Consider the following 24853-nt stretch of genomic DNA (forward strand, 5'->3'; position numbering starts at 1 on the left):
TCAAAATAAAGTATAGACTAAATATTACCTAAATAAACAAATTTTTGGCATTATCATCGAACGAAAAGCGTCTCTTGGCCACCATTACCTATATTGCTCGCACCACCACCTATTGCAACACCCTTTCCACTCACTTCTACGTTCTCTAGCTTTCTACTATAAGAATGTGTGATCAATCCACTTCCTACCATCAAAAGAGCAATACCTACCAGACCTAAAGCAGGCCCAACAGCAGATGATGCTAATGCTACTCCAGAAATCAATATTATTTTCCTGATTAGTAATAAAGAAGAACCAGCGAGCATTAACTTAGCTGAAGACATATTGCTTGTCTTTTTTTCAAACTTCTCATCAAAGTCTTGCTCTTTTTCTACTTCATATTTTTTACTTTTCTTGTACTCGCGATAGCAGAAAGTAGCACTCGCTACAAAGTAAAATAGACTAGAAATTGAAAAAGCTACGTCTCCTATTATTCCTTGCTCCAATGCTTCACCTACTATGCTAGCCACAATAACTAATGTAACTAAAGCAGCATCAGCATAGTTAAAGTAATCATCAACGGTACAAGGAAGGTCTCTCTTTTCTTTTTCTACTGTTTTCCCACTTTCAATATTCTCCAATTCTCGTTCTTTTTGTGCTATTTTTCTATTATTATAAATTAAATATAGCGTGCAAATAAGGGATAAGACTGTGAAAGGTAATATAGTATGGCCTAATGAGCTGCTTATAAGGCCAAGTAATACCTGATCGCTACATGTTTTTTCGAGCTCAATTGCCATCAATAATGCAAATGGAACCATTGTTACCAATGATACACATTTCCTATGTAGCTCTCTTTTTTTTAGTGTTAATAGTTCTTGTTCGAGCTTTTTGCTTTTTTCTTCCTCTCTTTCTTTTCTGACTTCTTCATCAACTGTTGGCCAAAAATCCCAGAAAAAATCTTCCATTTTAGCACCTTTTTTACCTTTGGATCTTTTTAAAAAAAACTTAGTGCCTGTAATACTAGTCATATGAACAGACCAACTTATGAACTAATACATTATATAGGATTTTAATTACTAAGTCAATGTTATGAAATTATTAACTTTCTTTGTATACTCTTAAGCAATTTAGTCAATCTGTTTGATGCCAGCTAGAACGTAATTATAGCCTGACCACATAGTCATAACAGCCGCAGCCCATAAGCAAACCACACCTATATATTTAGTTGCTTCATAATCACTCATTATTAACGCTACTATAGCAACCATCTGCAAAAATGTTTTAATTTTCCCAGCCTTACTCACAGGTAAACTAACGTTTGTAGCTATCAAGAACTCCCGCAAGCCTGAAACTAATATCTCCCTACAAACAATTATAACTGACGGTATAATTGTAATATCATCTATCTTATGCTTATAAACTAGCATGATTATTGTTGAAGCTACTACTAACTTGTCGGCAATTGGATCAAATAATTTGCCAAAATTCGATTGGACTTTCCATGCACGCGCTAAATAACCATCAAAAAAATCTGTAATGCACGCAAACATAAAGATCAATATTGTTATTAGACTTGCATACTTACTCTCTATATAAAAGCTTGATATTATTGCCGGTATTGCGAGCGCACGAGAAATTGTTAGCAAATTAGGCACGTTTTTCTTAAGCATGTCACATCACCCTACGTAGTAGATAAATTTATACAGAAGTACAATAGAGTTCACAAGCTAATAGTTGAACATTCATAAAAACCCCATATACTTAGGAAATTACTAACAATAAGCTCAAAGCATGAATAATGATTTAGATAACACCACAAAACAAGAAGCACTTAAGTACCATAATAAAAGTGGTAAACCTGGTAAGGTATCAGTTATACCAACAAAACCCTTATCCACACAGCATGACCTATCACTTGCTTATTCCCCTGGTGTTGCAGCCCCATGCCTTGCAATAGCTAAAAATCCTAAAGCTGTTTATGATTACACGGCAAAAAGCAATTATGTGGCTGTCATTTCAAATGGCACCGCAGTGCTGGGACTTGGCAATATCGGTCCTCTTGCTTCAAAACCCGTCATGGAAGGCAAAGCTGTTTTATTTAAGCGTTTTGCTGACATTGATGCAATTGATATAGAAGTTGACACAGAAAACATAGAAGATTTCATCAATGCAGTAAGGTATCTTGGTCCAAGTTGGGGGGGAATAAATCTAGAAGATATAAGATCTCCTGATTGTTTTATAATAGAGAAACGTCTAAATGAGTTGATGGATATTCCGGTGTTCCACGATGATCAACATGGCACTGCAGCAGTTGTTGCAGCTGGTATAGAAAATGCCCTCGATATTGCTGAAAAGAAATTAGAGAATGTCAAGATCATCATGAATGGTGCTGGAGCAGCTGGTATTGCGTGTTTGGAAATACTAAAGTCCATGGGCGCTAAGAACATAGTGCTATGTGACAAACAAGGAGTAATACACAAAGACAGAAAAGAGGACATGAATAAGTGGAAGGAAAAATATGCAATTGACACTAAAGAACGTTCTCTACTTGATGCCATAAAAGGCGCTGATGTATTCATCGGACTCTCTGCAAAGGATGTGCTCAGCGAAGAGATGTTAAAAAGCATGGGTAAAGACCCGATCATTTTTGCTCTTGCTAATCCTGATCCAGAAATAAGGCCTGAGTTTGCAAAGTCTGTAAGGCCAGATGCAATAATTGCAACTGGTAGGTCAGACTATAACAACCAAGTCAATAACGTAATGGGGTTTCCTTATATATTCAGAGGAGCACTTGATGTACATGCAACGACAATAAATGAAGAAATGAAAATTGCAGCTGCAGATGCAATAGCGAAGCTTGTCCGTGAGCCAGTGCCAAATGAGATATCTGCAGCCTATGGCGGTCGTAAAATGAGCTATGGACGTGAATATATAATACCTACTCCATTTGATCCAAGATTAATTTCTATGGTATCTCCTGCTGTTGCAAAAGCTGCCGTTACCTCAGGTGTGGCAAGAAAGGAAATAGAGGACTGGAATGAGTATGCAAGTCAATTAAAATCTCGCCTCGCTAAGGCTCTCAGCACGCTCAATTTATTGTCTTCACATACGTAATTGGATAAATTTAAAAGCGATAAACCAATCCAAACTCTAAGCCATATATGCCAAACCTATTGGTAATTGTTGTAGTTGTTGATTGCATACGTGCAGTTTCATCAACTTCATTGCTTTTACCAGCAGGAATATATTTTTCGCCAGCTAGTATCTTTGCTACTGGCAGAATACCTTTAAATTCGTTACCAAGAATACCAAAATAGCGTAAACCAGCAAACGCTTGAGTGTTTGTTGTAAGTGGATAATTAACACCAAGCTTTGCTTGGTAAGCCAAAGCATATCTGGTTTTTCCTAAAAATTTAACCTTAGTTACACCTGCACCAACTCCAAAATATGGAATGCAGAGCATTTCTCCGACGTTAAAATCATTATACACATTGATCATTCCAGCCAAATTATTAAAACCTTCATTTTTCATCTTAAATGCAGCTTTGAACTTTACTTGAACATTAGGCGGCTTTTCTTGAATTTCAATATCAACTTTTCCACTTCTCCAAGGTGATTTACGTTCTGTTCCAACAGAAACATCATCATTACGACGAAGTTCAATATATCTTGCTTTTCCTTTATCTGAGTAATCTTCATCATCTAAGTTAGTCTGAGAATATAGAACTTCAAGATCAACTCTCATATTTTTGAATACATATCCTATTGAAGCACCACCTGCAAGTCCTGGAACGTATTTAGGACTATATCCAGCCTCAATCCTCTCCTCCTCATTAAAGCTAAAAACACCTTCCGTTACATTTTCACCTGCATCTTCTTTTCCTTTTAGAGAACCTATTGCATTGAAAAATGCTCCAAAATAGTTAGCTTGAATATAAAAATTCTTTAAATTATTTATTTCACTATCATAAGATAAGCACCTAAATGAAAAAGTGAGCAAAGTTAGTAGGTATGTAAATTTAAATCTTTTATTCGCCATATAAACCTCACATAATTTCACTTTTATGCTAACATACTTCTATTTTTTATGTAGCAATTTTTTATTGCGCTCAGTTGTTTTAGATTTAGAATAAGAGTATTGTAATTTAAAGTGAATCAATGGTTGTTGCAGTTCATGAATTAGAGAAAATTATCAAACAGTCATTCCCTGGTGCCGATATAAAGATTAAGGATCTTGCTGGAGATGATGATCACTACCATTTAAAAATAACTTCCCAGTGTTTTTCTGGAAGGACAAAAATAGAACAACATAGAATGGTATATAAGGCTCTTGAAGGTCAATCTATACATGCATTGCAACTAGAAACTGGAGCTTAAAATTAAGGTGATATTTATGAACAACTTTGAACAAATAAAAAAAGACATAGCAGAAAACGATGTAGTGCTGTATATGAAAGGCACCTCTGACTTTCCTCAATGCGGATTCTCTGGGCTCGTCGTATCAATTCTCAAAAATTTGAATGTAAAGTTTAAATGCATCAACGTACTTGAGAATGATGAAATACGTCAGTCCATAAAAAGTTTTTCTGATTGGCCAACAATTCCACAAATATATATAAAGGGAGAGTTTATTGGTGGCTGTGACATAATCCGCGAGATGTATGAAAAAGGTGAATTACAGAGTTTATTGAAAGAAAAACAGATTGTTTAGTAAGGAAATAAGCAAGAAAAAAATAGGCGTGCCTCACACCTAGCCTGATTAAAAACTTTAGTTTTTTGACTTTTGTACACTATTTGTACATAAGACATTCTCTTTAAGAAATGTACCAGGCCAAGTAATATTTGCCTGTACATCACTAATAGCGCGTGCCATATTTACATTTTGTTTAGCCTTTTTTATTAGAGAACTTAATGACGTACTGATTTTATCAATAATGCGCAGATCAGCTTTAGGAACACTTGCTTCAATTGCTTTCAGACCACTTTGCACTTTATCAAGACTATCACTTCTTATGGCAGCAGCAATATCTATAAACAATCGCTTTAGCTCTCGAGGTTGATCTTTTATAGTAAAAAGATAGTCTGGAACGATTTCGTAATCACCATTATCATTTTTTGTGCAATATTCTTCAATAGCCTCTTTTGCATCGTAGTAATCTTGTGGATTATCAGAACAAGAATATGCTGCACAAGATTCATTTCTATAATAAGGGCTCCCATTACTCTCAATGTTTTCTATTCTCTTCTTTACACTAGAAACTAAACCTTTTCCAGATACGATAGTATCGTCTCTGTCTGATTTTGAAACAGCCTCTAATAGAGTAGGTATTGCGTCTTGTCTGTAACTAAAGATAAATTCTATGTATGGAATATTACCCAAACTATTTCTAGGGCCTTCTCCACACAAAAATTTACTTGGAACATGTTGTATAAAAAAGTTAACTACATCACTTGAACTACTGTCTCCTAGCATAAGTAAAAATTTGGGAAAGCTAGGATATTTATTCAAAAATAATGCACCATATATTTCATCGTCAATTGACTCCAATTCATTGTCAAAAATAATACTCCTTATCTTATTATAATCTAGCTCATTTATAGCTTCTTTTAACTTTTTATTTAAGTCAAGGTTATTCAACTCACGATAACGCTTATACTTTTCTTCACTAATACGTGGCATATAATACACTCTTTTTTTATAAAACATTTATACAACTAGCTTTCTTGTTAATAATTGTCAATACTTAGATAAGTATATTAGTAAGTATTTTTATAATTATTGCTAACACGGAATTTTATCTGATTTTTACTAAAAGTGTATATACAAGCTAAACCTTATCACCAGGCTTAACAAATAGATGACCCAATGTTATTAACTTTATAGGCTTACTTTCATTATTTGCGACTACCCAAACTCCATCGTCTTCATAATCAACAATTTCTATTGCTGTAAATACTACATAATTATTATCATCAACAATCTTTATTCCAAGAATACCATCGTCATTTAAGCTTAAGGCCGAAGAAGGAATTTTATATGCAAATCTTTCACCTGAAGGGAGGCTTACACTAGCAGTCAGTCCTTGCAAAGATATAATCTCATTATCAGTTACCTTTACCTCCACTCTATAAGATCCAGTTTTAGGCTCAGCAATTTTACTAATAAAACTCACTTCACCTACTAATTCCCTTCCGTCTAGCAAATTAATTTGCGCTGTGCTACCTAGCTTTATTTTATTTACTTCATTTTCTGAAACATATAACACCACAAGAACCTGATCAAAATTAACTATGTCAGTTATCTTATGTCCAAGATTAACAAAATCCCCTTCATTTACGTTGATCTTATCTACATAACCATCAATAGGGGATTTAATCGCAGTATTTTCTAAATCCAACTCTAGCCTTTTTAGGTCAGCTTTTGCACTCTGCAATGCAGTAAAAGCTGATTCCACTCTTATCTGTGCTCCATACCCTTTTGTATTCAATTTTCGAGAGGAATCATACTCAATTTCACGCTGATTTAATAAAGCTTTGGCTTTTTCAACTTGCTCAACTCTGTCATAATCTTCTATCTTTAAAATTACATCGCCTCTTTTTACTTTTTCACCATCAGACAAATAAATAGCAATAACTTGACCACTTGTTCTTGAGACAAGGCTGACCCTATGCAAGGGATTTACCGTACCAGAAAAATTTAAATATACAGTGCGATTTTGTGGAGTATAATCCTGAGTTTTTAATGAAAAACTACTAATTGGATTATCACTATGAACCGCCTGATCTTTTTTTAAAAATGTACTGTTGATAAAAAACAGTAGAATAAGAGCAATACCGGAAACGATGATTACTTTGTTTCTCATCCTTAAACAGTAAAATTTATTGACCAATCTTGTTAGAAATAACTGCATAAATTTTCGAATCAGAAGTGTAAGTATAACACAGCTATTGTCACTCTATAAATAGTTTTATATGAGCAAGTTTTCTTACAATAAATAAGTTTTTATTGCAAAAATGCAATTTTTAATCAAATAAAAAAGTTGTGCATAAAATTTCCATCATATTATATGATGAAAATAAGAATATTGTAACAAAACTAAATATATATTTAAACAGAGCTTTAGCCCATCACTAAACCAACACCCAATTGCTCAACACTATCAATTTTAATTTGTAAAGTGCCCTTTATAAATTTATTAGCCTGGTCTGTACTCATAAAAACTGCATGTTTATTGGGCATTAATTTTTCCATATCTGCTCTATTTTTTTTATCTTGCAAATGAGGTTCGCAAATATAGCTATACTTTTTAAAATCTAGAAGTTTAGCAAAGCCATCACGATCATTCTCATGGTGAAAAGCAACATTTATACCTACTATTTCGTCCGTTTCTTGCAGCTTTCCATCTTTATCTATTACCTGTGCCTTAGCAAGCGCAACTGTAGGCTTATGGCCATAATTTGCTCCAATAACCCTTCTTATTGAATGTTCTATTGCTATTTTTTGCACTTCAGGACTTTCATCAAACTCTTTCAAAAAATTAAGGTGTAAGTTAATATATTCAGAGTATTTCAATCTGTGTTTTTTATGTATAGTTGGTTTGTAGGACAGTTCATTTGTAGGTGACTTATAGTTTGCAAGAAGGAATTTTTGTTCATATTGCTCATTAAATTTCTTTATCTTTTCAAAATGTCTTTTATATTGAGTCAATCCATCTTTCCCTTTTTTCTCCATCCTTTTCAAGAATTCCTCTACTGGCTCTCGTTTGGCTAGATTAATTTTGCGTATAAGCGGAATTTGTTTTTTCAAGCTAATCCAATATGGTAAGCAAACAACTTTCGCATCTTTCGAAAATAGACCTTCTAACTTTTTCACTGCATTGTATAAGTTTGCTGATTCTGGTTGGCTTTGTTGCATAGCTAGTGTTGGTTGAGGTTATTGTAAGAAGAAAAGCTTTTTAATATATGGCTACTAACGAATTTTGTTGTAAAATAGGCATTTTTCAAACAAGTACAACTTATGCCACAAAAAATGAGAGTAAGTAACCAAAGAGAATATAACGAGTTTCTCAAAAAAAGAGGAAATGTTTTTCATTTTGTTAATCAAGCCATAGAAAATTGGTATGAAAATAGTCCAAAAGTTGCAGGTGGCAATAACACTTATAGTGATAAAGTTGTAATTTTAATACACATAATAGTTCATCTTTTTAGAATTGGCTTGAGACAAGCTGTAGGTTTTGTAAAAGGTTATATGGTACAAATAGGCAAAAAACTTAAGATTATCAGCTATACACAAGCTTCCAGAAGATTTAAAAAGCTTAATTTGAAGATTGATGACCATAGAAGCAATAAAGATGATCTGGAAAATGTTGAAATTGCCGTAGATAGCACTAGAGTTAGTATCTACAATAATAACGGTGGGCATAGTAAGCTTAATATTCGAAAAAGAAAATACAGTGGTTATGGTCAAGTAAGAAAATTACATGTTGTTTTAAACATAAATGATAAGAAAGCAATAAGCATGAACTACACTAGTGGTGTTGCTGTAGACTATTTGCCGGTCTGCGATATGTTAGAAGAAGTCAGTGATAAATATAACATTTGTTCTATTCGAGCAGATGCGGCTTATGATATAAAAAGTGTGTATAAAGAATGCAGAAAATACAATATTGTGCCTATTATTCGCCCTAGGAAGGATACTAAAATTTGTTTAGCTGACTACTTATCAGAAAGAAACAAGTATATTAGTAGAATTAGGTCATATGAGAATTATGAAGATGGTATTAATGAATGGAAGAAAAAAGTTAAGTATGGAGCACGGTCTTATATTGAAGTCTTTTTCTATAGGTTGAAGCAAATATTTGGGTTTGGCTTGAAAAATAAATCAGAGGTAAATCGTGAAAAAGAGCTGTTAATTAAGTGCTACTTATTGAACAAATTTACTGATATAGGTATGGCTGAATTTAAATTAGCTGCGTAAATTCACTGTGATTTACATGCCTATCAGTGCTATGCAACAAAGCCATTCTGGTTTATAATGCCCGCTATTATTGTCTATATAAGTTATTTTACCATTTACCACTTTCATTAAACCAGAACATAAAATCGGCTTACCGCCTGCAAGAGTTGAATGACGATAAGCCCATTCGCTTTTGTTAACATTAATATGTTCATGAGTTACTAATTTTCCATCAAGCGTGATAACATAAGCTACACAACCTTTTTTACCCTTACTAATTTTATCAGTTGTATCATATAATTTGCCCTCTAAGTTGTATAACTTAAGTTCCCCATCTTGCTCGCCAATAAATTTTCTTTGATCAAATTGTTCATCAGAGTTAAAATACTTAACCCTTGTATTAGTTCCAGGAATTTTTCTTCCTTCAACTCCAACTTCTGGAAACAAATTATATCGTGGAAAAAAATAAGTAAAATTATTCTCTATCCAATACAGAATCTTATTTATGATACCAAAAACTTTTCTATTACCTAAATCAATAGAGAGTTGCTGTTCCTTTGGTACTGCTAGATGATTGGACTTTGTACCAGACTTGCCAAATTCTTTGGCAGCATATTTAAACTTTTCTAGTAAATATTCCTTACGTTCTTTTGATATTGACATTTTTACCTCACTCACTATTATTTTATCCTATATTTATTATTTTAGACAAAAAGTCAATCTTTCTTAAGATATTAAGAAAAGAAAAAGCAGCAGCAAAATAGCTAAACTGACTTAGATTTATCGACAATTTGAAAAATCATCATTCCGCTACTTGTTAGCCGAATCTATGTTCGCACAGTTAGTTATCGCTATTTACCCAACAAACTTATGCTAAGCTGTGCTGCCACTAATTTTGCAACCAGTACTCTATAAGGCGAGCATGACACATAATCAACCCCTGATTTGATGAAAAACTCTATGGACTGTGGATTCGCTCCATGCTCTCCACATATACCAAGTTTAATTTCTTTTCTGGTTTTTTTGCCCCTTTCGATAGCTATTCTGATTAATTCCCCTACCCCTTCGACATCTAGCACCTCAAAGGGATCGTTTTTGAATATGTTGCTTTCCTTATAAGAATCGAGGAAATTAACTGAATCATCTCGTGAAAGTCCCATAGTTGTTTGTGTTAAATCATTAGTGCCAAAACTAAAAAATTCTGCGTGTTTTGCGAGTTTGTCAGCAATAAGTGCTGCTCTTGGCAGTTCTATCATCGTTCCAATTGAATAGTTCACATCGAAATTTTCGGCTTCTTTCTTTATTAACTCGCATATCAGAATAAACTCTTTCTCACTCATGATAAAAGGAATCATGATTTCAGGTTTCACTTCTATCTTCTTTTCTTTCCTTAATTCACTTGCAGCACTGAGTATTGCCCTAATTTGCATGCCATATATTTCAGGATGAGAAATAGCAAGTCTACAACCTCGATGGCCAAGCATTGGATTTTTTTCTGATAACTGTGCTATTTTATTTTTTACTGATTCAACTGACTTATTCAGTGATTTGGCAATTTTCTCTATAATAGATTGATTGTGGGGCAAAAACTCATGTAGAGGTGGATCAAGTAAACGTATAGTAACCTCCCTGCCCTCCATAATAGAAAATATTTCTTTGAAATCAGACTTTTGCATTTCTTCGAGTTTATTTAATGCATTTGTCCTTTCATTTTCATCATCAGCTATTATCAACTTTTGAATGAATTCGATTCTATCACTAGCAAAAAACATATGTTCTGTGCGACATAATCCTATACCTTCTGAACCGAATTCTTTTGCAATTTTTGCATCTTTTGGAGTATCAGCATTCGCTCTCACCTTCACTGTTTTGATTTCATCTACCCAGTTAATTATCGTTTTGAATTCTTGAGATAATTCAGGCAAAATTGTAGGAAGAATACCAAGCATAACCTCTCCTGTTCCTCCATTGATGGTGATTGATTCACCTTTATTTACTTTTATATCCCCCATAGAAAGAAATTTTTCATCTTTATCAATATAAAGTCCATTTAGACTACAAATGCATGGTTTACCCATTCCACGAGTTACAACAGCGGCATGCGAGGTCATACCTCCTCGCGCTGTTACTATTCCACTTGCAGCATTCATTCCATTAATATCTTCAGGGCTCGTTTCTGATCTTACCAAAATTACTTTTTTACCCTGCTCTGCAGCTTTTTCAGCATCACTTGCACTGAATACTACATATCCAGAAGCAACACCTGGAGAAGCTGGCAGTCCTTTGCCTATTACTTCTTGATCGATTTTAACATCAAGAACTGGATGCAATAAATTGTCAAAAGTTTTTGGATCAATTCTCAATATTCCTTCCTCTTTTGTAATCACTCCTTCGTTTACCATATCAACTATTATGCGAATAGCAGCTTCGGCTGTGCGCTTGCCAGACCTAGTCTGCAAAATCCATAACTTACCGTCCTGTACAGTAAATTCGATATCCTGCATGTCCTTATTATGACTTTCAAGTTTTTCACATACCGCGCATAATTCTCGGTAGACACTTGGTAGCAACTTCTCCATGGTACTTTCTTGCTCCCCGTCAATTGGCATAGGAGTATAAACACCAGAAACCACATCCTCACCCTGAGCATTAACTAAAAACTCACCAAAAAGCTTTTTTTCTCCAGTTGAAGGATTACGTGTAAATATCACGCCGGTTGCAGAATTATCATTTAAATTACCAAAAACCATTGCTTGCACGTTGACCGCTGTTCCAAGGTTTTCAGGAATATTATGTATTCTTCTATAGGAAACAGCCCTATCGTTTTTCCAAGAGGCAAATACTGCATTAACCGAGTTTAACAATTGCTCTTCAACGTTCTGCGGGAAATGCTTTCCAGTTTTTTCACATACTATCTCTTTAAAATCATTAACAATTTTCTTTAAAACATCAACATTAAGATCAGCTAAGCTTTTTGCTCCACTTTTTTGCTGTTCACTATCAACAATGTCTTGAAATAAGTGATGGTCAAGCTGTAGTACAACACTCGAGTACATCATGATGAAACGACAGTAGCTATCATAGGCAAAACGTTCGCCACTTTTTTTTGCAAGCCCAACAACGGTTGCATCATTTAGGCCAACATTTAGGACTGTATCGAGCATGCCCGGCATTGAATTCACACTACCAGAGCGTATGGAAACTAATAAAGGATTATTTGAATCCCCGAATTTACAACCGATGTCACTTTCGAGCATCGCCATGTAGTTTTTTATCTCGTTACGTAGATCACAAGACAATTCATTATCTTGACAATAGGCCTGACAAACAGCAGTGGAAATTGTAAAACCAGGTGGAACAGGAATGCCAATGTTACACATCTCTGCCAGATTTGCTCCCTTCCCTCCTAGTAGATTTCTCATTGCTGCATTACCTTCACAGTTGCTTTGGCTAAAGTAATATATTAACTTTTCTTGCATTTTTTTCGGATTTTCACTAATAAACATACTATACATACTATTCTAATAAATTTGTCAGGCAGGAGTAATAAATTTTGTAAAATTCAGCACAATTAAATAGCCTCTTTTCCTTTCATTCCAGTACTCTTTTCTGTCATCTCAATGACCTCTATGATGTCATTCCAGCGCATGACGCTGGAATCCAGTTCGTCCATAATCTCAACAAAAACGTTGTGTTTTAGCATAATTTTGTGCTCAATATGCTTATTTATAGTAAATTTTTCTGGATCCCAGTGGGCTTTGTTGCACCACTCAAGGAAAGAACAGGCAGTTACTGATGGAATTTGTTATAAAATAGATATTTAGCCGACAAAGGAAAAATATGCCAATAAGAATGAAAGTCAGTAACTGCAATGAATATAACAAATTTCTTCAAGAAAGGGGAAATGTTTTTCATTATATCAACGATGCCATTGAAAATTGGTACGAAAATAGTCCAAAAGTAGCAGGTGGCAACAATGTCTACAGCGACAAAGTAGTGATTCTAATTCACATAATAACCTATCTATTCAGGATTGGTCTTAGGCAAACAGTGGGATTTATAGAGAAATATCTTGAGCAAATAGGGAAAATTTTGCAAATTATCAGCTATTCGCAGGCTTCAAGAAGGTTTAAAAAGCTTAATATCAAAATCAACGACTGCAGAGTTGATAAGAACGATATGGAAGATATTGAAATTGCTATAGATAGTACAGGTATCAGCATCTACAATAATATTCCAGGCCATAGTAAGGCAAATGGTACAGATAGAAAGTATCGCCGCTATGAGCAAACAAGAAAGCTACATGTAATGCTAGAGATAGGTAGTAAAAAAGTTATAGCTGCAAAATACAGTAGTGGAGTTTATTCCGACCACTATGGAGCCTGTGATCTTATTGAAAGAGTGGATACCAAGTATAACATAAGCACGATATATGCAGATAGGGCATATAATCGAAAGAAGTTATACAAACTGTGCGATGAGCTTGAAATAAAGACAAGGATTCCTCCGCAAAATAATGCAGTAGAGCATCCAAAGTTGGATTATATGAATGAGAGAAATTCTACAATCAAGCTCATAAAGTCATATGATGAAGATGGTATGAAGAGGTGGAAAAAAGAGATAAATTATTGGAAGAGATCTTATATAGAAAGTTTTTTCTCGCGACTGAAGCAAATATTTGGATTTAGTTTTAGGAATAAATCTGAGATTAATCGTGAGAAGGAACTGCTACTCAAGTGTTATTTGCTTAACAAATTTACTGAAATAGGCATGGCTAAGTTTGATATAGCTTCATGAATTTATTATACATTACCCACTATTGTAAGTTAAAAATATGATATAAAGGAGATAAGAGGGAGATAACCCTACTCACTATAGGAATAGAGTTATCACGGGCGTGTGCGACCGACCAACTGTTGGTATTATAACCGTTCGGATCAAGGTACACTAGCCCATCTCTCGATACGTTTGAATAGTTGCATGGGACATATGTATGCACCCGTTTACAATCTTAAATTAATTAAAACTAATCGAGGTTATTATGATTACATCTTATCAAAATTTTATTGGCATTGATATTGGAAAATTTAAAAATGTTGTTGCAGTTCACAAACAGAAGAACGCTGTCGAATTCGACAATGATACTGCTGGCTGGCAACAATTGTTTCAAGATTTTTCAAATATCTTACCTAATTCTTTAGTAACTCTGGAAAACACTGGAAAATATGAGCTTGGCTTAGCACATTTTCTTGTTGATAAAGATATTGCTGTACATCGAGCTAATACTCGCAAAGTAAAAAGCTTTGTTCTATCTCATGGAACTTTAGCAAAGTCTGATCAATCAGATGCAAGAGCCCTTGCTCAGTAAGGGTTTGAACGCTATAGTACTCTATCTCTATTTGCACCTATGTCAAAAGAACAAACAACCTTAGTTGCACTTTGTCAACGTCGTGATGACATTACAAAAATGAGAGCTCAAGAGAAATCTAGGCTTGCAGCACCTGAAAACGACCATATAAAAGAAAGCTGTCAGAAAACTATTGAATTCTTTAATAGCCAGATAGATGAGCTCAACAATACCATACAAAAAATTATTGATGAGAATCCAGAGTGGCTTTGTTGCATAGCACTGATAGGCATGTAAATCACAGTGAATTTACGCAGCTAATTTAAATTCAGCCATACCTATATCAGTAAATTTGTTCAATAAGTAGCACTTAATTAACAGCTCTTTTTCACGATTTACCTCTGATTTATTTTTCAAGCCAAACCCAAATATTTGCTTCAACCTATAGAAAAAGACTTCAATATAAGACCGTGCTCCATACTTAACTTTTTTCTTCCATTCATTAATACCATCTTCATAATTCTCATATGACCTAATTCTACTAATATACTTGTTTCTTTCTGATAAGTAGTCAGCTAAACAAATTTTAGTATCCTTCCTAGGGCGAATAATAGGCACAATATTGTATTTTCTGCATTCTTTATACACACTTTTTATATCATAAGCCGCATCTGCTCGAATAGAACAAATGTTATATTTATCACTGACTTCTTCTAACATATCGCAGACCGGCAAATAGTCTACAGCAACACCACTAGTGTAGTTCATGCTTATTGCTTTCTTATCATTTATGTTTAAAACAACATGTAATTTTCTTACTTGACCATAACCACTGTATTTTCTTTTTCGAATATTAAGCTTACTATGCCCACCGTTATTATTGTAGATACTAACTCTAGTGCTATCTACGGCAATTTCAACATTTTCCAGATCATCTTTATTGCTTCTATGGTCATCAATCTTCAAATTAAGCTTTTTAAATCTTCTGGAAGCTTGTGTATAGCTGATAATCTTAAGTTTTTTGCCTATTTGTACCATATAACCTTTTACAAAACCTACAGCTTGTCTCAAGCCAATTCTAAAAAGATGAACTATTATGTGTATTAAAATTACAACTTTATCACTATAAGTGTTATTGCCACCTGCAACTTTTGGACTATTTTCATACCAATTTTCTATGGCTTGATTAACAAAATGAAAAACATTTCCTCTTTTTTTGAGAAACTCGTTATATTCTCTTTGGTTACTTACTCTCATTTTTTGTGGCATAAGTTGTACTTGTTTGAAAAATGCCTATTTTACAACAAAATTCGTTAGTAGCCATATATTAAAAAGCTTTTCTTCTTACAATAACCTCAACCAACACTAGCTATGCAACAAAGCCATCCAGAGTTACAAAAGCGCCAAAAAATCCTTAAAACAGTTCCAGGAATAGGTGCAAAATTATCTCAAGATTTTCTGTGTCTAATGCCAGAACTTGGTTATGTAAGTAGGGGAGAAATTGCAAGTCTTGCTGGAGTTGCACCTCATCCGAAAGAAAGTGGTAAAACTATTGGTTATCGCAGAATAAGTGGTGGCAGAAGCAACGTTCGTGAAAAGCTTTTTACAGCTGCGATGTCTGCTTCAAGGTCTAAGTCTGCGCTTGGTGCCTTCTATTCAAGGCTTGTTGGTAAAGGTAAAAAGAAGATGGTGGCTATGACAGCTCTAATGCGTAAAATCATAGTAATTTCCAATGCGAGGCTTAAAGAAGCAGTCAATGTGAATTAAAAAAATCTGCATAGAAAATAGGTTAACGAATATGTGGATAAATACGTCTACACACATTTAAAGTATTTATACACATATTCGTTAACCATAAGATCTAAGCAGTAACTGTTGTTTGATACAAAATTTTTCTATGATTAAGTTAGGGTTTTTATTGTCAAAAATGCACTTTTTACTCGAATAAAAAACAAAATTACAAACAAAAGTTGTAATGAAACTAAATTCAAAAAATTTTAAAAAACATAGTTGATCCGAAGAGCTGTGCAACAAAGCCATCCCAGCGTCAAGTGCTGGAATGACACCGTCATACCTGTTAGAGTATGAATGTAGCCTTATCTCACACTCCTGTCATCCCAGTGCCCAGACACTGGGATCCAGAAGACTGATCAAGTAATAAGAACTAGTCACGCGCTGGCTCTCTTAAATTACTTTAGCTATAAGTGTTAAGAAATTTACCAATCAAAAAAAGGCAAAAGAATCCACATGGTGCTGATTTTATTACTGTAATTGATAATGTGCTAACGCTTAAACGAAGCGTGTTTAGGCTGAATAGAAAAAAATAAAAAAAGGCATGCAGCCGCCATAATTTCGCCAATAAACACAAGATTTATCAAGAAGCTTCTATTAAATGAAAGTTATGCAAAAAATCTATTGCAAGTCTTTTAATATTCTGTTAAGAGCTGGAACAAATAAAAATTATTATGTTTGGATTAGAGAATAAGAAATTTCTGATTACTGGTGCATCAGGCGGAATAGGCCAGGCAATTGTAGAAATTATGCATAAGGCCAGAGCAACTTTATGTATTTCTAGTACAAAAAAAGAAATACTCGAAGAAGTTGCTAAAAAATATGAAAAAAACATTCACGTACTTCCTTGCAACTTATCAAATCCTGAAGAGGTAAATCAACTAATAAATAAAGCAAGTGAGTTGATGAAAGGCTTTGATGGACTCATATGCAATGCAGGAATTACACAAGACAGCTTATTGTTGAGAATGACAGATGAAGCATGGCAAAAGGTGATTGATATTAATTTGACCTCCACATTTAAGCTAAATAGAGAAGCATGCAAGAAATTAATTAAAAATAATTGGGGAAGAATCATAAATATTTCTTCAATAGTAGGATTGACAGGAAATGCCGGGCAAGTAAATTATGCAGCATCAAAAGCTGGAATAATAGCTATGAGCAAATCTATAGCAAAAGAAGTTGCAAGTCGCGGTGTAACAGTAAATTGCATTGCTCCTGGATTTATAGATACTAAAATGACTGAAGTTTTAAATGAAGGACAAAAGGAAAAAATATTAGATAACATCCCAATGAAAAGAGTGGGAACAGGAAAAGAAATAGCAGCAGGAGTATTGTTTTTAGCAAGCGATGAGGCAAAATATATAACGGGACATGTGCTTAACATCAATGGTGGGCTATTTATGTAGCAACACTTATTTATGGACAAATTATAAGTTTTACTTTACAATAAGTATATATATAAATTTATTTTCGCGTTAGTTTATTACTTGGAGGCAAAAGAATGAGCTATATAATAAAAAAATTTTTTAATGCTTTGTGTATAGTGCTGTTTCTCTCTTTTTCAGATTACGCAAATGCTGCTACTGATATAGATGATACAACTGCCCAAGTAATATGCAATATTATTGGTTATATTTGGGGAATAGGTGGGCCACTTATGACTGTAGTCATAATAGGTGCAGCTTTGCTTGCAATATTTGGTAGAATGCCATGGCCAGCTCTCTTTGCCCTAGGTATGTTTTGTGGTGTATTTTTTGGTGCCAAAGCGATTATAATGAAAATTATACCCGATAGCATTAAACAAGATAGTATGTTGAGCAAGTGTGGGGAAAAATAACTTAAAAATCAGGATGTTTTTGTGTGTATTGTTCCTTCATGTCTTCAATCTGTAACAAATAATGACTGTCTTTCGGTAAAGTTTTAATAGCTAACTCAGCGTACTTCATAAATTTCTCTAAATTACCTTCAATACAAGCCTTTTCCGTCAAAGCAAAATAATACATTGCCATATCAGCGCTACGTTTATATGCAATACTTAAATACTTCCAGACAAAGGCGTTATTTGTTTCTACGTTTGCAACCTGCTCTAGGTAAAAAATTGCCTTCTCTATTTCACCGTGTAATAATAAAGTATGAGATAACGCAAGTTTCACTAAATAGTTATTCTTCTCAGATAAATATCTAAGTGATTCTTCATACATTTTTATTGCTTCACTTAAATTTCCAGCTTTGTATAACATCTCCGCTTTTAATTCATATAAATAAGGATCATTGCGTGACTCTTGAATCAATGAATTAACTTTAGTAATAGCCTCTTCTATCTTTCCTTGCCTATAGTGAATTACAGCATTTACATACTTAGAACTACCTTCATATTTATTAGATAACACATGAATAGGAGCAAAAAAAGAGTCTAGCTTTGCAACCATACGCTCAAACTTCAGCAATTTATCTGCAAGGATTGGTTTTATATTGTTTTTAACCTTATAATTCTGTACAGCAAATATACGCTTATCACTAAGTGGGTGAGTGCGGAAATACTCTTCAGTGTTTTCATGCTCAATACTCTTAAAATAGTCAAAAATCTCTTTCATACCCAAATTATCATAGCCAGATTCATCTAGGTATCTTAAAGCATAGCTATCTGCTACACTCTCTTGCTCTTGAGAATAGTTAAAAAACAACCTTGAACTAAGCGTTACACCACTAAGCAAGATTGCACTCGCAACCTGAGGGTTAATGACAATACTAGAAACTAGTCCTACCATATAACTAATCATTGCTATTGATTGAAAATAACCTACAGCACTACTCATTTGTAATACATGACCAGCAGATATATGAGCAATTTCATGTGCTAATATACCAAGTAAGACATAAGGTTCAGTCGAATATTGTAAAAGCCCTAAATGAATGAAAATGCTATTATTGTTAATTACAAAAGCATTAATCGATCTATCATCAACTATAAAAACTTTTATTTTATCATTATCAATATCCGCAGCAGAAAATAAAGGTTGCGCTAGATCCTTAACTACCGCTTCCACTTCACTATCTCTAATAATACTAACAGAGTAAGCGCTATTACAGTATACGAAAAAAAATAGTAAAACAAAAAGCTTAGACATGGAAATTCCTTGTTTGTATAACTTTGAGGAATTTTGTATTTTAACACTTAAACTATACGAATCTATAAACGCTAGTTTAAATTTTGAACGTAACTGATAAGTTTATCAATGGTAGTTAACTTAATATTATGTTGTTCAGCAAATTCAAGCAACTGGGGTAAGCGCATCATAGAGCCATCATCATTCACTAATTCACAAATAACTGCAGAATGATTACATCCCACTAACTTAGCTATCTCAACACTTGCTTCAGTATGACCAGCACGTTGCTCTACTCCACCCTCATGTGCAATCACAGGAAAAATATGACCGGGAGTTATAATGTCATCCTGAGTTCTATTTTTATCAATAGCAACATGTATAGTTTTTGTTCTATCCTCAGCTGAAACACCCGTAGTAATACCATAACGTGCATCAATTGATGTAGTAAAAGCAGTATGATTTTCACCAACATTTTTTTTTTCCATGAAACTAAGGCCTAACCTTTTCATGTGAACTTTAGTCATTGCTAAACAAACAATCCCTGTACCGTATCTAACCATAAAAGCCACATGTTCTGGCTCTAATTTCTCAGCTAATACAATCAGATCACCTTCATTTTCTCTGTTTTCATCGTCAACTAAAATGAATAATTTACCAGAACTAGCATCCCTCAATACATCTTCCACAGAAGAAATACCGGGTAGACTAATTGAAGGATAAGTTACTTGTACCATGATTTACTTAAACTCAATCTTAACTATTTTATACAATTTCTCTCCATTTGGCACTATCACTTCCACATACTCACCAACTTTTTTGCCAATTAAAGCACTACCGAGTGGTGAATCCGTAGAGATCAACTGCTTTGAAGCATCAGCTTCATATCCACCTACAATCTTATAAACATATTCAATTTCACTGTTATCATCACCGAGCATGCTTACCGTAACAGTTGCACCAAACATTACTGTATCACCAGACAAATTTTTTACTTCTATCACTTCTGCATGTGAAAGTTTACTTTCTACCTCAATTATACGGCCTTCAATAAAACTTAATCTCTCCCGTGCTGCATGATATTCTGCATTTTCTGATAAATCGCCTTGATCACGAGCATCAGAAATAGCCTGTATGATAGAAGGTTTTTCTTCCTTTAATTTCTCAAGTTCGACTTGCATACTCTCAAAACCTTCCCTTGTAATAGGAAACTTGTTAACAATGGATGAAGTCATAATCACCGCCTAAACGCAATTAAATTGAGTGACAAAATCACTCACAATACCAAGAATATCATCTTTTATATCATCATTCATGTCACCCGACAACTTTTTTAAAACTCCAGGGTGAACAGTTTGAAAATAATTGATAAGATCACACTCGAACCTATTGATGTTGCTCACCTGTACCTTATTTAATTGACCATACAGATTAGAAAAGATATACATAAGCAATACTTGCTCTTCTATTTGCATAGGTGAATACTGTTTTTGCTTTAATAATTCAATAAGGTATTTACCTTTGTTTAAGGACAATTGAACAGTAGCATCAAGATCAGAACCAAATTTAGCAAAGTCTTCCATTTCTCTATATTGGGCCAAACTCAGCTTTATAGAACCAGCAACTTTTTTCACAGATTTCAATTGTGCAGCAGAGCCAACCCGAGAAACCGATAAACCTATATTCACTGCAGGGCGAAATCCTTTGTGAAACAATTCAGACTCAAGAAAAATTTGTCCATCGGTAATTGAAATCACATTAGTTGGAACATATGCAGATACATCACCAGCCTGAGTCTCAATAATCGGCAAAGCAGTCAAAGATCCCTGTCCTTTTTCATCAGACATTTTGGCAGCTCTTTCAAGCAAGCGAGAGTGTACATAGAATATATCTCCAGGATAAGCTTCACGACCAGGAGGACGTCTGAGCAATAAGGACATCTGCCTATATGCCACAGCATGCTTAGATAAATCATCATATACCACCAAGCAATGCATTCCATTATCACGGAAAAATTCTCCAATAGTGCAACCGGTATAAGGTGCTAAAAATTGCATAGGCGCGCAGTCAGATGCGCTAGCCACAACTACGGTTGTATACTCTAATGCTCCACTTTCTTTTAGCTTATTCACCACTTTTGCTACTGTCGAAATTTTTTGTCCAATAGCAACATAAACACAGTAAATTTTTTGATTTTCGTTTACCTCATCATTAATCTTCTTCTGATTGATAATAGTATCAATCGCAATAGTGGTTTTACCAATTTGTCTATCGCCAATAATTAATTCACGTTGCCCTCTACCTATAGGAATCAACAAATCTATAATTTTAATTCCTGTCTGCAGAGGTTCATGCACAGATTTACGGTCAATAATACCTGGCGCTTTAGATTCTATATACATTTTGTTCTTGGCTCTAATTTCTCCGCCATCGTCTATAGGATCGCCTAATGCATTTACAACTCTCCCTAATAATTCATGACCTACAGGCACCTGTACAACATCACCACTACATTTTACAACGTCCCCTTCTTTTACATCACGGTCATTGCCAAGCACAACTATTCCAGCTGTATCATGATCTAAATCAAGAACTATTCCTTCTACACCGCTTGCAAAAGATACCTTTTCACCAAACTTTGCTTTTTCCAGCCCATAGACCAATGTGATACCATCCGTTACTGAAATTACTTCACCTATATTTTCTCGTTTTATAGGATTATCAAATGTCTCAACCTTCTCTTTTATTATGTTTACTACTTCAGAGGCATTTATGCTATTCTTCATATACAATTCCTTATTTTCAACATTTCCATTTTACTCAAATCAACCAATCTATCCAAATAACTCTTAAGCGAAGCATCAATCACGTTAAAACCATACCTAACTACAAAGCCACCTAGTATAGAAGGATCAACCACATGACTGACTTTTATTATTTTACCAAGAAAGTTCAAAGATTCAGTAATTATTTTTATATCAGGTTTCTTTAAAATCTCTGCTGATTTTATAGTAATTTCCAATTCATTTTCACTTTCCCTTACAAGATTTAAGAATTTTTCTAATATAAGGATTAATAAACGGGAGCGCTTGTTTGCAAGTGTAACCATAATAAATTTGACTAAGTTTTCACTCAAGTTCTCCTTTATAGAAAGTATCGCTTCTTTTTTGTGCAAAAGAGAAACCATAGGATGAGATAGATACACAAAAACATCTTGATCTTTAAAAAAAGCTAACAAAAATTCTACTTCTTTTCTTATAATACCTAATCTGCTTCCTGAGACAGGAAACAGTGCTCTAGCATAAGATGAAACTAAATTATTGTTTTTCATATTCAATTACCTGTTCTAGTAAATCTAAATTATTTTAGCTACCATTGTTCAATCCAAGCATTTTTTATATAAATAGGTCTTCTCCTTAAGGAAAGAAAACATAAATCATATCTGACTGAATAATCTAAAAAATCAAGATTTTTACTTAAGAAATATTTAGAAGAATTTATAATAGACTGACACTGAAAATGAGATATCGGTACTTCTTTTCCAAATAAACTTGTTTTAACTTCTATAAAAATCAGCTCCCTTTTTTTAGATACAATTAAGTCAATTTCACCCAACTTACAACGGAAGCGACGTTTTATAACATTATAGAATTTCAGCTTTAAATATATCGAAACTAACAATTCTCCAAAGTAACCTACAAAATAGCGTAACCTACTTACCATAAAAAGAATAATTAGCTTTGTGTAACTACTTTGCTTCCTTTTTTATTTTTACTATAAATCTCACCTTTTGCTGAAATATCTCTATCAACTAGCTCTATCACTGCCATTGGAGCGCAATCACCCTTTCGAGTACCAAATTTTATTATTCTAGAATATCCACCTTTACGGTCTTGATAACGATTAGCTAGAACGCTTAATAATTTATCAACTACTAACTTACTATTATGAAGACGTGAAAGCAAAAGCCTTCTACCATGTAAAGAATCGTTATTCTTAGCAATTGTAATAAACTTTTCCACATATGGACGAAGTGCTTTAGCCTTTGGTAAAGTAGTTACAATCTGCTCATGATTAATTAACGAGATAGATAGATTCTTTAACATTGATAACCTATGCTCGGTACAACGAGACAGTTTATTTTTCTTTATTCCATGTTTCATATACTACCTAATCCTCATCAGTATGTTGTTTAGCCAGTTCATCTATATCCTTAGGCGGCCAATTTGGTATATTCATACCCAAAGACAAACCTGAATTATTTAAAATTGCCTTGATTTCATTCAAAGACTTTCGGCCAAAATTAGCAGTTCTTAACATTTCAACTTCCGTCTTTTGCACAAGATCACCTATATAAGTGATATTTTCATTTTTCAGACAGTTATGAGATCTAACAGATAATTCCATTTCATCTACTTTACGCAATAGAACAGGATCATAGCCCAAATCTTTAGCACCACTAGACAAAGAAACTTGCGATTTTTTATAACTCATATCAGAACTAATAAAAGGCTGAAATTGCTCCTGTAATATTCTTGCAGCATAGTCAACAGCTTGACTTGGAGAGATTGTACCATCAGTTTCAATTGACAATATCAGCTTATCTTTATCAGTAACTTGACCAACACGACTATTCTCTACTCTATACGAAACCCTCTCAACAGGACTATATAAAGCATTAACTGGAATAAAACCAATTAAATCTTGTTCATTCATAGACTTTAAAAATTCATTTTCTTTATATTTATTTACAGAAAGATAACCTTTTCCACTAGCAATATATATAGTAATGTTAAGCTCCACATCTTGACCTAGTGTACATATCACCAAATCTTTATTAACAATAGAGCATTGGTCATCAGTTTCTATCATTCCAGCTAATACTTGACAAGGCCCTTTAGCGCTCAAATTTAAGCACTTATTAGACGTGTTATTTAACTTACATCTCAACATGCCCATATTTAATGCTATATCAGTTATGTCTTCCCTAACTCCTTGGATCGAAGTAAATTCATGATTCACGCCTTCAATTTTTATTCCATAAACAGCACTACCGCGAAGAGAAGACAACATTACACGCCTTAATGCATGACCCAACGTTAAAGCAAAACCACTTTCCAAAGGTTCTAGAACTATATCACTTTTTTTACTTGAATCACCTGATATTACCTTAATCGCATTAGGCTTAGTTAATCTATCTAAATTTCCACAGAAAGAGACATTATCACTATAATACATACAAAAACCTTCCAAATATCCTATACTCTTCTTTTTTTCCTTAGTCTACACCCATTATGAGGTATCGCCGTTTTATCTGCAATTGAAGTGACAGTCAATCCACAATTCCGAAGTGCTTTAACTGCAGCTTCTGCACCAAAACCAGGACCACGAATTATTACAGAAACAACCTTCATACCAAATCTCTCTATTACTTTCTTCGCAGCAGAATCGGCAACCTTACCTGCAGCATAAGGTGTGGATTTTCTCGAACCAGAAAAACCACATGCACCAACAGAAGTCTGGTAAAGCGTATTACCACAAACATCAGTCACATTTACAAAAGTATTATTAAAAGTTGCACGAATATGGACAATACCAGTAATAAACCTTTTTGTATTCTTACCAACCGTTTTAACTTTTTTCATAAAAACTCACGATAATAACAAA

Annotated in this window: 24 protein-coding genes and 3 pseudogenes; 9 read left to right on the top strand and 18 right to left on the bottom strand. The window is 34.0% G+C overall.

Translation table 11 applies throughout. From position 1 onward, the window contains the following. Positions 1 to 53: 53 nt before the first annotated feature. Both AAGE00_RS05940 and pgsA read right to left on the bottom strand, forming a co-directional pair. Positions 54 to 1010 carry a hypothetical protein gene (locus AAGE00_RS05940; RefSeq protein ID WP_007302576.1) on the bottom strand — a complete coding sequence of 319 codons (957 nt, stop codon included), beginning with the start codon at positions 1008 to 1010 and terminating at the stop codon, positions 54 to 56. Between the two features lie 99 nt (positions 1011 to 1109). Next, positions 1110 to 1652, bottom strand: a complete 543-nt coding sequence (pgsA, locus tag AAGE00_RS05945; RefSeq protein ID WP_006012406.1) for a CDP-diacylglycerol--glycerol-3-phosphate 3-phosphatidyltransferase — start codon at positions 1650 to 1652, stop codon at positions 1110 to 1112. Positions 1653 to 1773: 121 nt separating this feature from the next. Here pgsA and AAGE00_RS05950 point away from each other — a divergent pair, with 121 nt between their 5' ends. Continuing rightward, entirely contained in the window at positions 1774 to 3096 is a 1323-nt protein-coding gene (locus tag AAGE00_RS05950) for a malic enzyme-like NAD(P)-binding protein (RefSeq protein WP_341815208.1), read from the top strand. A gap of 10 nt (positions 3097 to 3106) precedes the next feature. Here the strand turns inward: AAGE00_RS05950 and AAGE00_RS05955 are convergent, their stop codons facing one another. Next, positions 3107 to 4021 carry a P44/Msp2 family outer membrane protein gene (locus AAGE00_RS05955; RefSeq protein WP_019236934.1) on the bottom strand — a complete coding sequence of 305 codons (915 nt, stop codon included), beginning with the start codon at positions 4019 to 4021 and terminating at the stop codon, positions 3107 to 3109. 119 nt (positions 4022 to 4140) lie between these two features. Between AAGE00_RS05955 and AAGE00_RS05960 the strand changes: the two genes are divergently transcribed. Continuing rightward, complete coding sequence (locus AAGE00_RS05960) at positions 4141 to 4359, top strand: BolA/IbaG family iron-sulfur metabolism protein (protein WP_007302571.1); 219 nt, start codon at positions 4141 to 4143, stop codon at positions 4357 to 4359. A gap of 16 nt (positions 4360 to 4375) precedes the next feature. Further along, on the top strand, positions 4376 to 4693 hold the full coding sequence (grxD, locus tag AAGE00_RS05965; RefSeq protein ID WP_007302570.1) for a Grx4 family monothiol glutaredoxin: 318 nt from the start codon (positions 4376 to 4378) through the stop codon (positions 4691 to 4693). A 57-nt stretch (positions 4694 to 4750) separates the two neighbouring features. On the opposite strand, the gene AAGE00_RS05970 is transcribed toward grxD, so the two are convergent. From AAGE00_RS05970 to AAGE00_RS05980, 3 genes are all read right to left on the bottom strand, one after another. Then, a complete protein-coding gene (locus AAGE00_RS05970) occupies positions 4751 to 5662 on the bottom strand; it encodes a hypothetical protein (RefSeq protein ID WP_264376750.1) in 912 nt (303 codons plus the stop codon). 148 nt (positions 5663 to 5810) lie between these two features. After that, positions 5811 to 6893 carry an efflux RND transporter periplasmic adaptor subunit gene (locus tag AAGE00_RS05975; RefSeq protein ID WP_213863928.1) on the bottom strand — a complete coding sequence of 361 codons (1083 nt, stop codon included), beginning with the start codon at positions 6891 to 6893 and terminating at the stop codon, positions 5811 to 5813. A 209-nt stretch (positions 6894 to 7102) separates the two neighbouring features. Beyond that, complete coding sequence (locus AAGE00_RS05980; RefSeq protein WP_341815209.1) at positions 7103 to 7897, bottom strand: hypothetical protein; 795 nt, start codon at positions 7895 to 7897, stop codon at positions 7103 to 7105. Positions 7898 to 7999: 102 nt separating this feature from the next. Between AAGE00_RS05980 and AAGE00_RS05985 the strand changes: the two genes are divergently transcribed. Continuing rightward, entirely contained in the window at positions 8000 to 8959 is a 960-nt protein-coding gene (locus AAGE00_RS05985; protein WP_341815149.1) for an IS5 family transposase, read from the top strand. Positions 8960 to 9004: 45 nt separating this feature from the next. Here the strand turns inward: AAGE00_RS05985 and AAGE00_RS05990 are convergent. Together AAGE00_RS05990 and ppdK are read right to left on the bottom strand one after the other, a co-directional pair. Next, a pseudogene (locus AAGE00_RS05990) lies at positions 9005 to 9601 on the bottom strand (hypothetical protein); the annotation flags it as partial. 188 nt (positions 9602 to 9789) lie between these two features. Beyond that, positions 9790 to 12444 carry a pyruvate, phosphate dikinase gene (ppdK, locus tag AAGE00_RS05995; protein WP_213863927.1) on the bottom strand — a complete coding sequence of 885 codons (2655 nt, stop codon included), beginning with the start codon at positions 12442 to 12444 and terminating at the stop codon, positions 9790 to 9792. Positions 12445 to 12778: 334 nt separating this feature from the next. Here ppdK and AAGE00_RS06000 point away from each other — a divergent pair, with 334 nt between their 5' ends. Together AAGE00_RS06000 and AAGE00_RS06005 are read left to right on the top strand one after the other, a co-directional pair. Beyond that, on the top strand, positions 12779 to 13735 hold the full coding sequence (locus AAGE00_RS06000; RefSeq protein WP_341815148.1) for an IS5 family transposase: 957 nt from the start codon (positions 12779 to 12781) through the stop codon (positions 13733 to 13735). A 244-nt stretch (positions 13736 to 13979) separates the two neighbouring features. After that, positions 13980 to 14549 (top strand): annotated as a pseudogene (locus AAGE00_RS06005) (IS110 family transposase); the annotation flags it as partial. Between the two features lie 45 nt (positions 14550 to 14594). Here the strand turns inward: AAGE00_RS06005 and AAGE00_RS06010 are convergent. After that, positions 14595 to 15554 carry an IS5 family transposase gene (locus AAGE00_RS06010; RefSeq protein ID WP_341815149.1) on the bottom strand — a complete coding sequence of 320 codons (960 nt, stop codon included), beginning with the start codon at positions 15552 to 15554 and terminating at the stop codon, positions 14595 to 14597. Between the two features lie 120 nt (positions 15555 to 15674). Here AAGE00_RS06010 and AAGE00_RS06015 point away from each other — a divergent pair. The 3 genes and pseudogenes from AAGE00_RS06015 to AAGE00_RS06025 form a co-directional block, all read left to right on the top strand. Further along, positions 15675 to 16052: pseudogene (locus tag AAGE00_RS06015) on the top strand (transposase); the annotation flags it as partial. 698 nt (positions 16053 to 16750) lie between these two features. Further along, on the top strand, positions 16751 to 17485 hold the full coding sequence (gene fabG, locus AAGE00_RS06020; protein ID WP_213863926.1) for a 3-oxoacyl-[acyl-carrier-protein] reductase: 735 nt from the start codon (positions 16751 to 16753) through the stop codon (positions 17483 to 17485). A 95-nt stretch (positions 17486 to 17580) separates the two neighbouring features. After that, complete coding sequence (locus tag AAGE00_RS06025; protein ID WP_007302562.1) at positions 17581 to 17916, top strand: TrbC/VirB2 family protein; 336 nt, start codon at positions 17581 to 17583, stop codon at positions 17914 to 17916. Position 17917: 1 nt separating this feature from the next. Here AAGE00_RS06025 and AAGE00_RS06030 read toward each other — a convergent pair whose 3' ends face one another. The 9 genes from AAGE00_RS06030 to rpsK form a co-directional block, all read right to left on the bottom strand. After that, on the bottom strand, positions 17918 to 19207 hold the full coding sequence (locus AAGE00_RS06030; RefSeq protein ID WP_341815210.1) for a M48 family metalloprotease: 1290 nt from the start codon (positions 19205 to 19207) through the stop codon (positions 17918 to 17920). Positions 19208 to 19278: 71 nt separating this feature from the next. Next, complete coding sequence (ribB, locus tag AAGE00_RS06035; protein WP_007302560.1) at positions 19279 to 19923, bottom strand: 3,4-dihydroxy-2-butanone-4-phosphate synthase; 645 nt, start codon at positions 19921 to 19923, stop codon at positions 19279 to 19281. A 3-nt stretch (positions 19924 to 19926) separates the two neighbouring features. Further along, the gene (greA, locus tag AAGE00_RS06040; RefSeq protein WP_007302559.1) at positions 19927 to 20421 is read right to left on the bottom strand and encodes a transcription elongation factor GreA; all 495 of its coding nucleotides are present in this window, start codon (positions 20419 to 20421) and stop codon (positions 19927 to 19929) included. 9 nt (positions 20422 to 20430) lie between these two features. Beyond that, positions 20431 to 21972 carry a F0F1 ATP synthase subunit alpha gene (gene atpA, locus AAGE00_RS06045; RefSeq protein WP_213863925.1) on the bottom strand — a complete coding sequence of 514 codons (1542 nt, stop codon included), beginning with the start codon at positions 21970 to 21972 and terminating at the stop codon, positions 20431 to 20433. Then, on the bottom strand, positions 21969 to 22517 hold the full coding sequence (gene atpH / locus AAGE00_RS06050; protein WP_341815211.1) for an ATP synthase F1 subunit delta: 549 nt from the start codon (positions 22515 to 22517) through the stop codon (positions 21969 to 21971). Before atpH ends, atpA begins: the two co-directional genes overlap by 4 nt. 38 nt (positions 22518 to 22555) lie before the next feature. After that, entirely contained in the window at positions 22556 to 22909 is a 354-nt protein-coding gene (locus AAGE00_RS06055; protein WP_010404733.1) for a YraN family protein, read from the bottom strand. An 11-nt stretch (positions 22910 to 22920) separates the two neighbouring features. Beyond that, a complete protein-coding gene (gene rplQ / locus AAGE00_RS06060; RefSeq protein ID WP_010404731.1) occupies positions 22921 to 23349 on the bottom strand; it encodes a 50S ribosomal protein L17 in 429 nt (142 codons plus the stop codon). Positions 23350 to 23356: 7 nt separating this feature from the next. Further along, positions 23357 to 24424 carry a DNA-directed RNA polymerase subunit alpha gene (locus AAGE00_RS06065; protein ID WP_007302554.1) on the bottom strand — a complete coding sequence of 356 codons (1068 nt, stop codon included), beginning with the start codon at positions 24422 to 24424 and terminating at the stop codon, positions 23357 to 23359. 20 nt (positions 24425 to 24444) lie between these two features. Beyond that, positions 24445 to 24831, bottom strand: coding sequence for a 30S ribosomal protein S11 (rpsK, locus tag AAGE00_RS06070; protein ID WP_006012273.1), 387 nt, complete (start codon positions 24829 to 24831; stop codon positions 24445 to 24447). Positions 24832 to 24853: the final 22 nt, after the last annotated feature.

Origin of the sequence: Wolbachia endosymbiont (group B) of Aricia artaxerxes (assembly GCF_964026975.1) — a bacterium.
Lineage (GTDB): Bacteria > Pseudomonadota > Alphaproteobacteria > Rickettsiales > Anaplasmataceae > Wolbachia.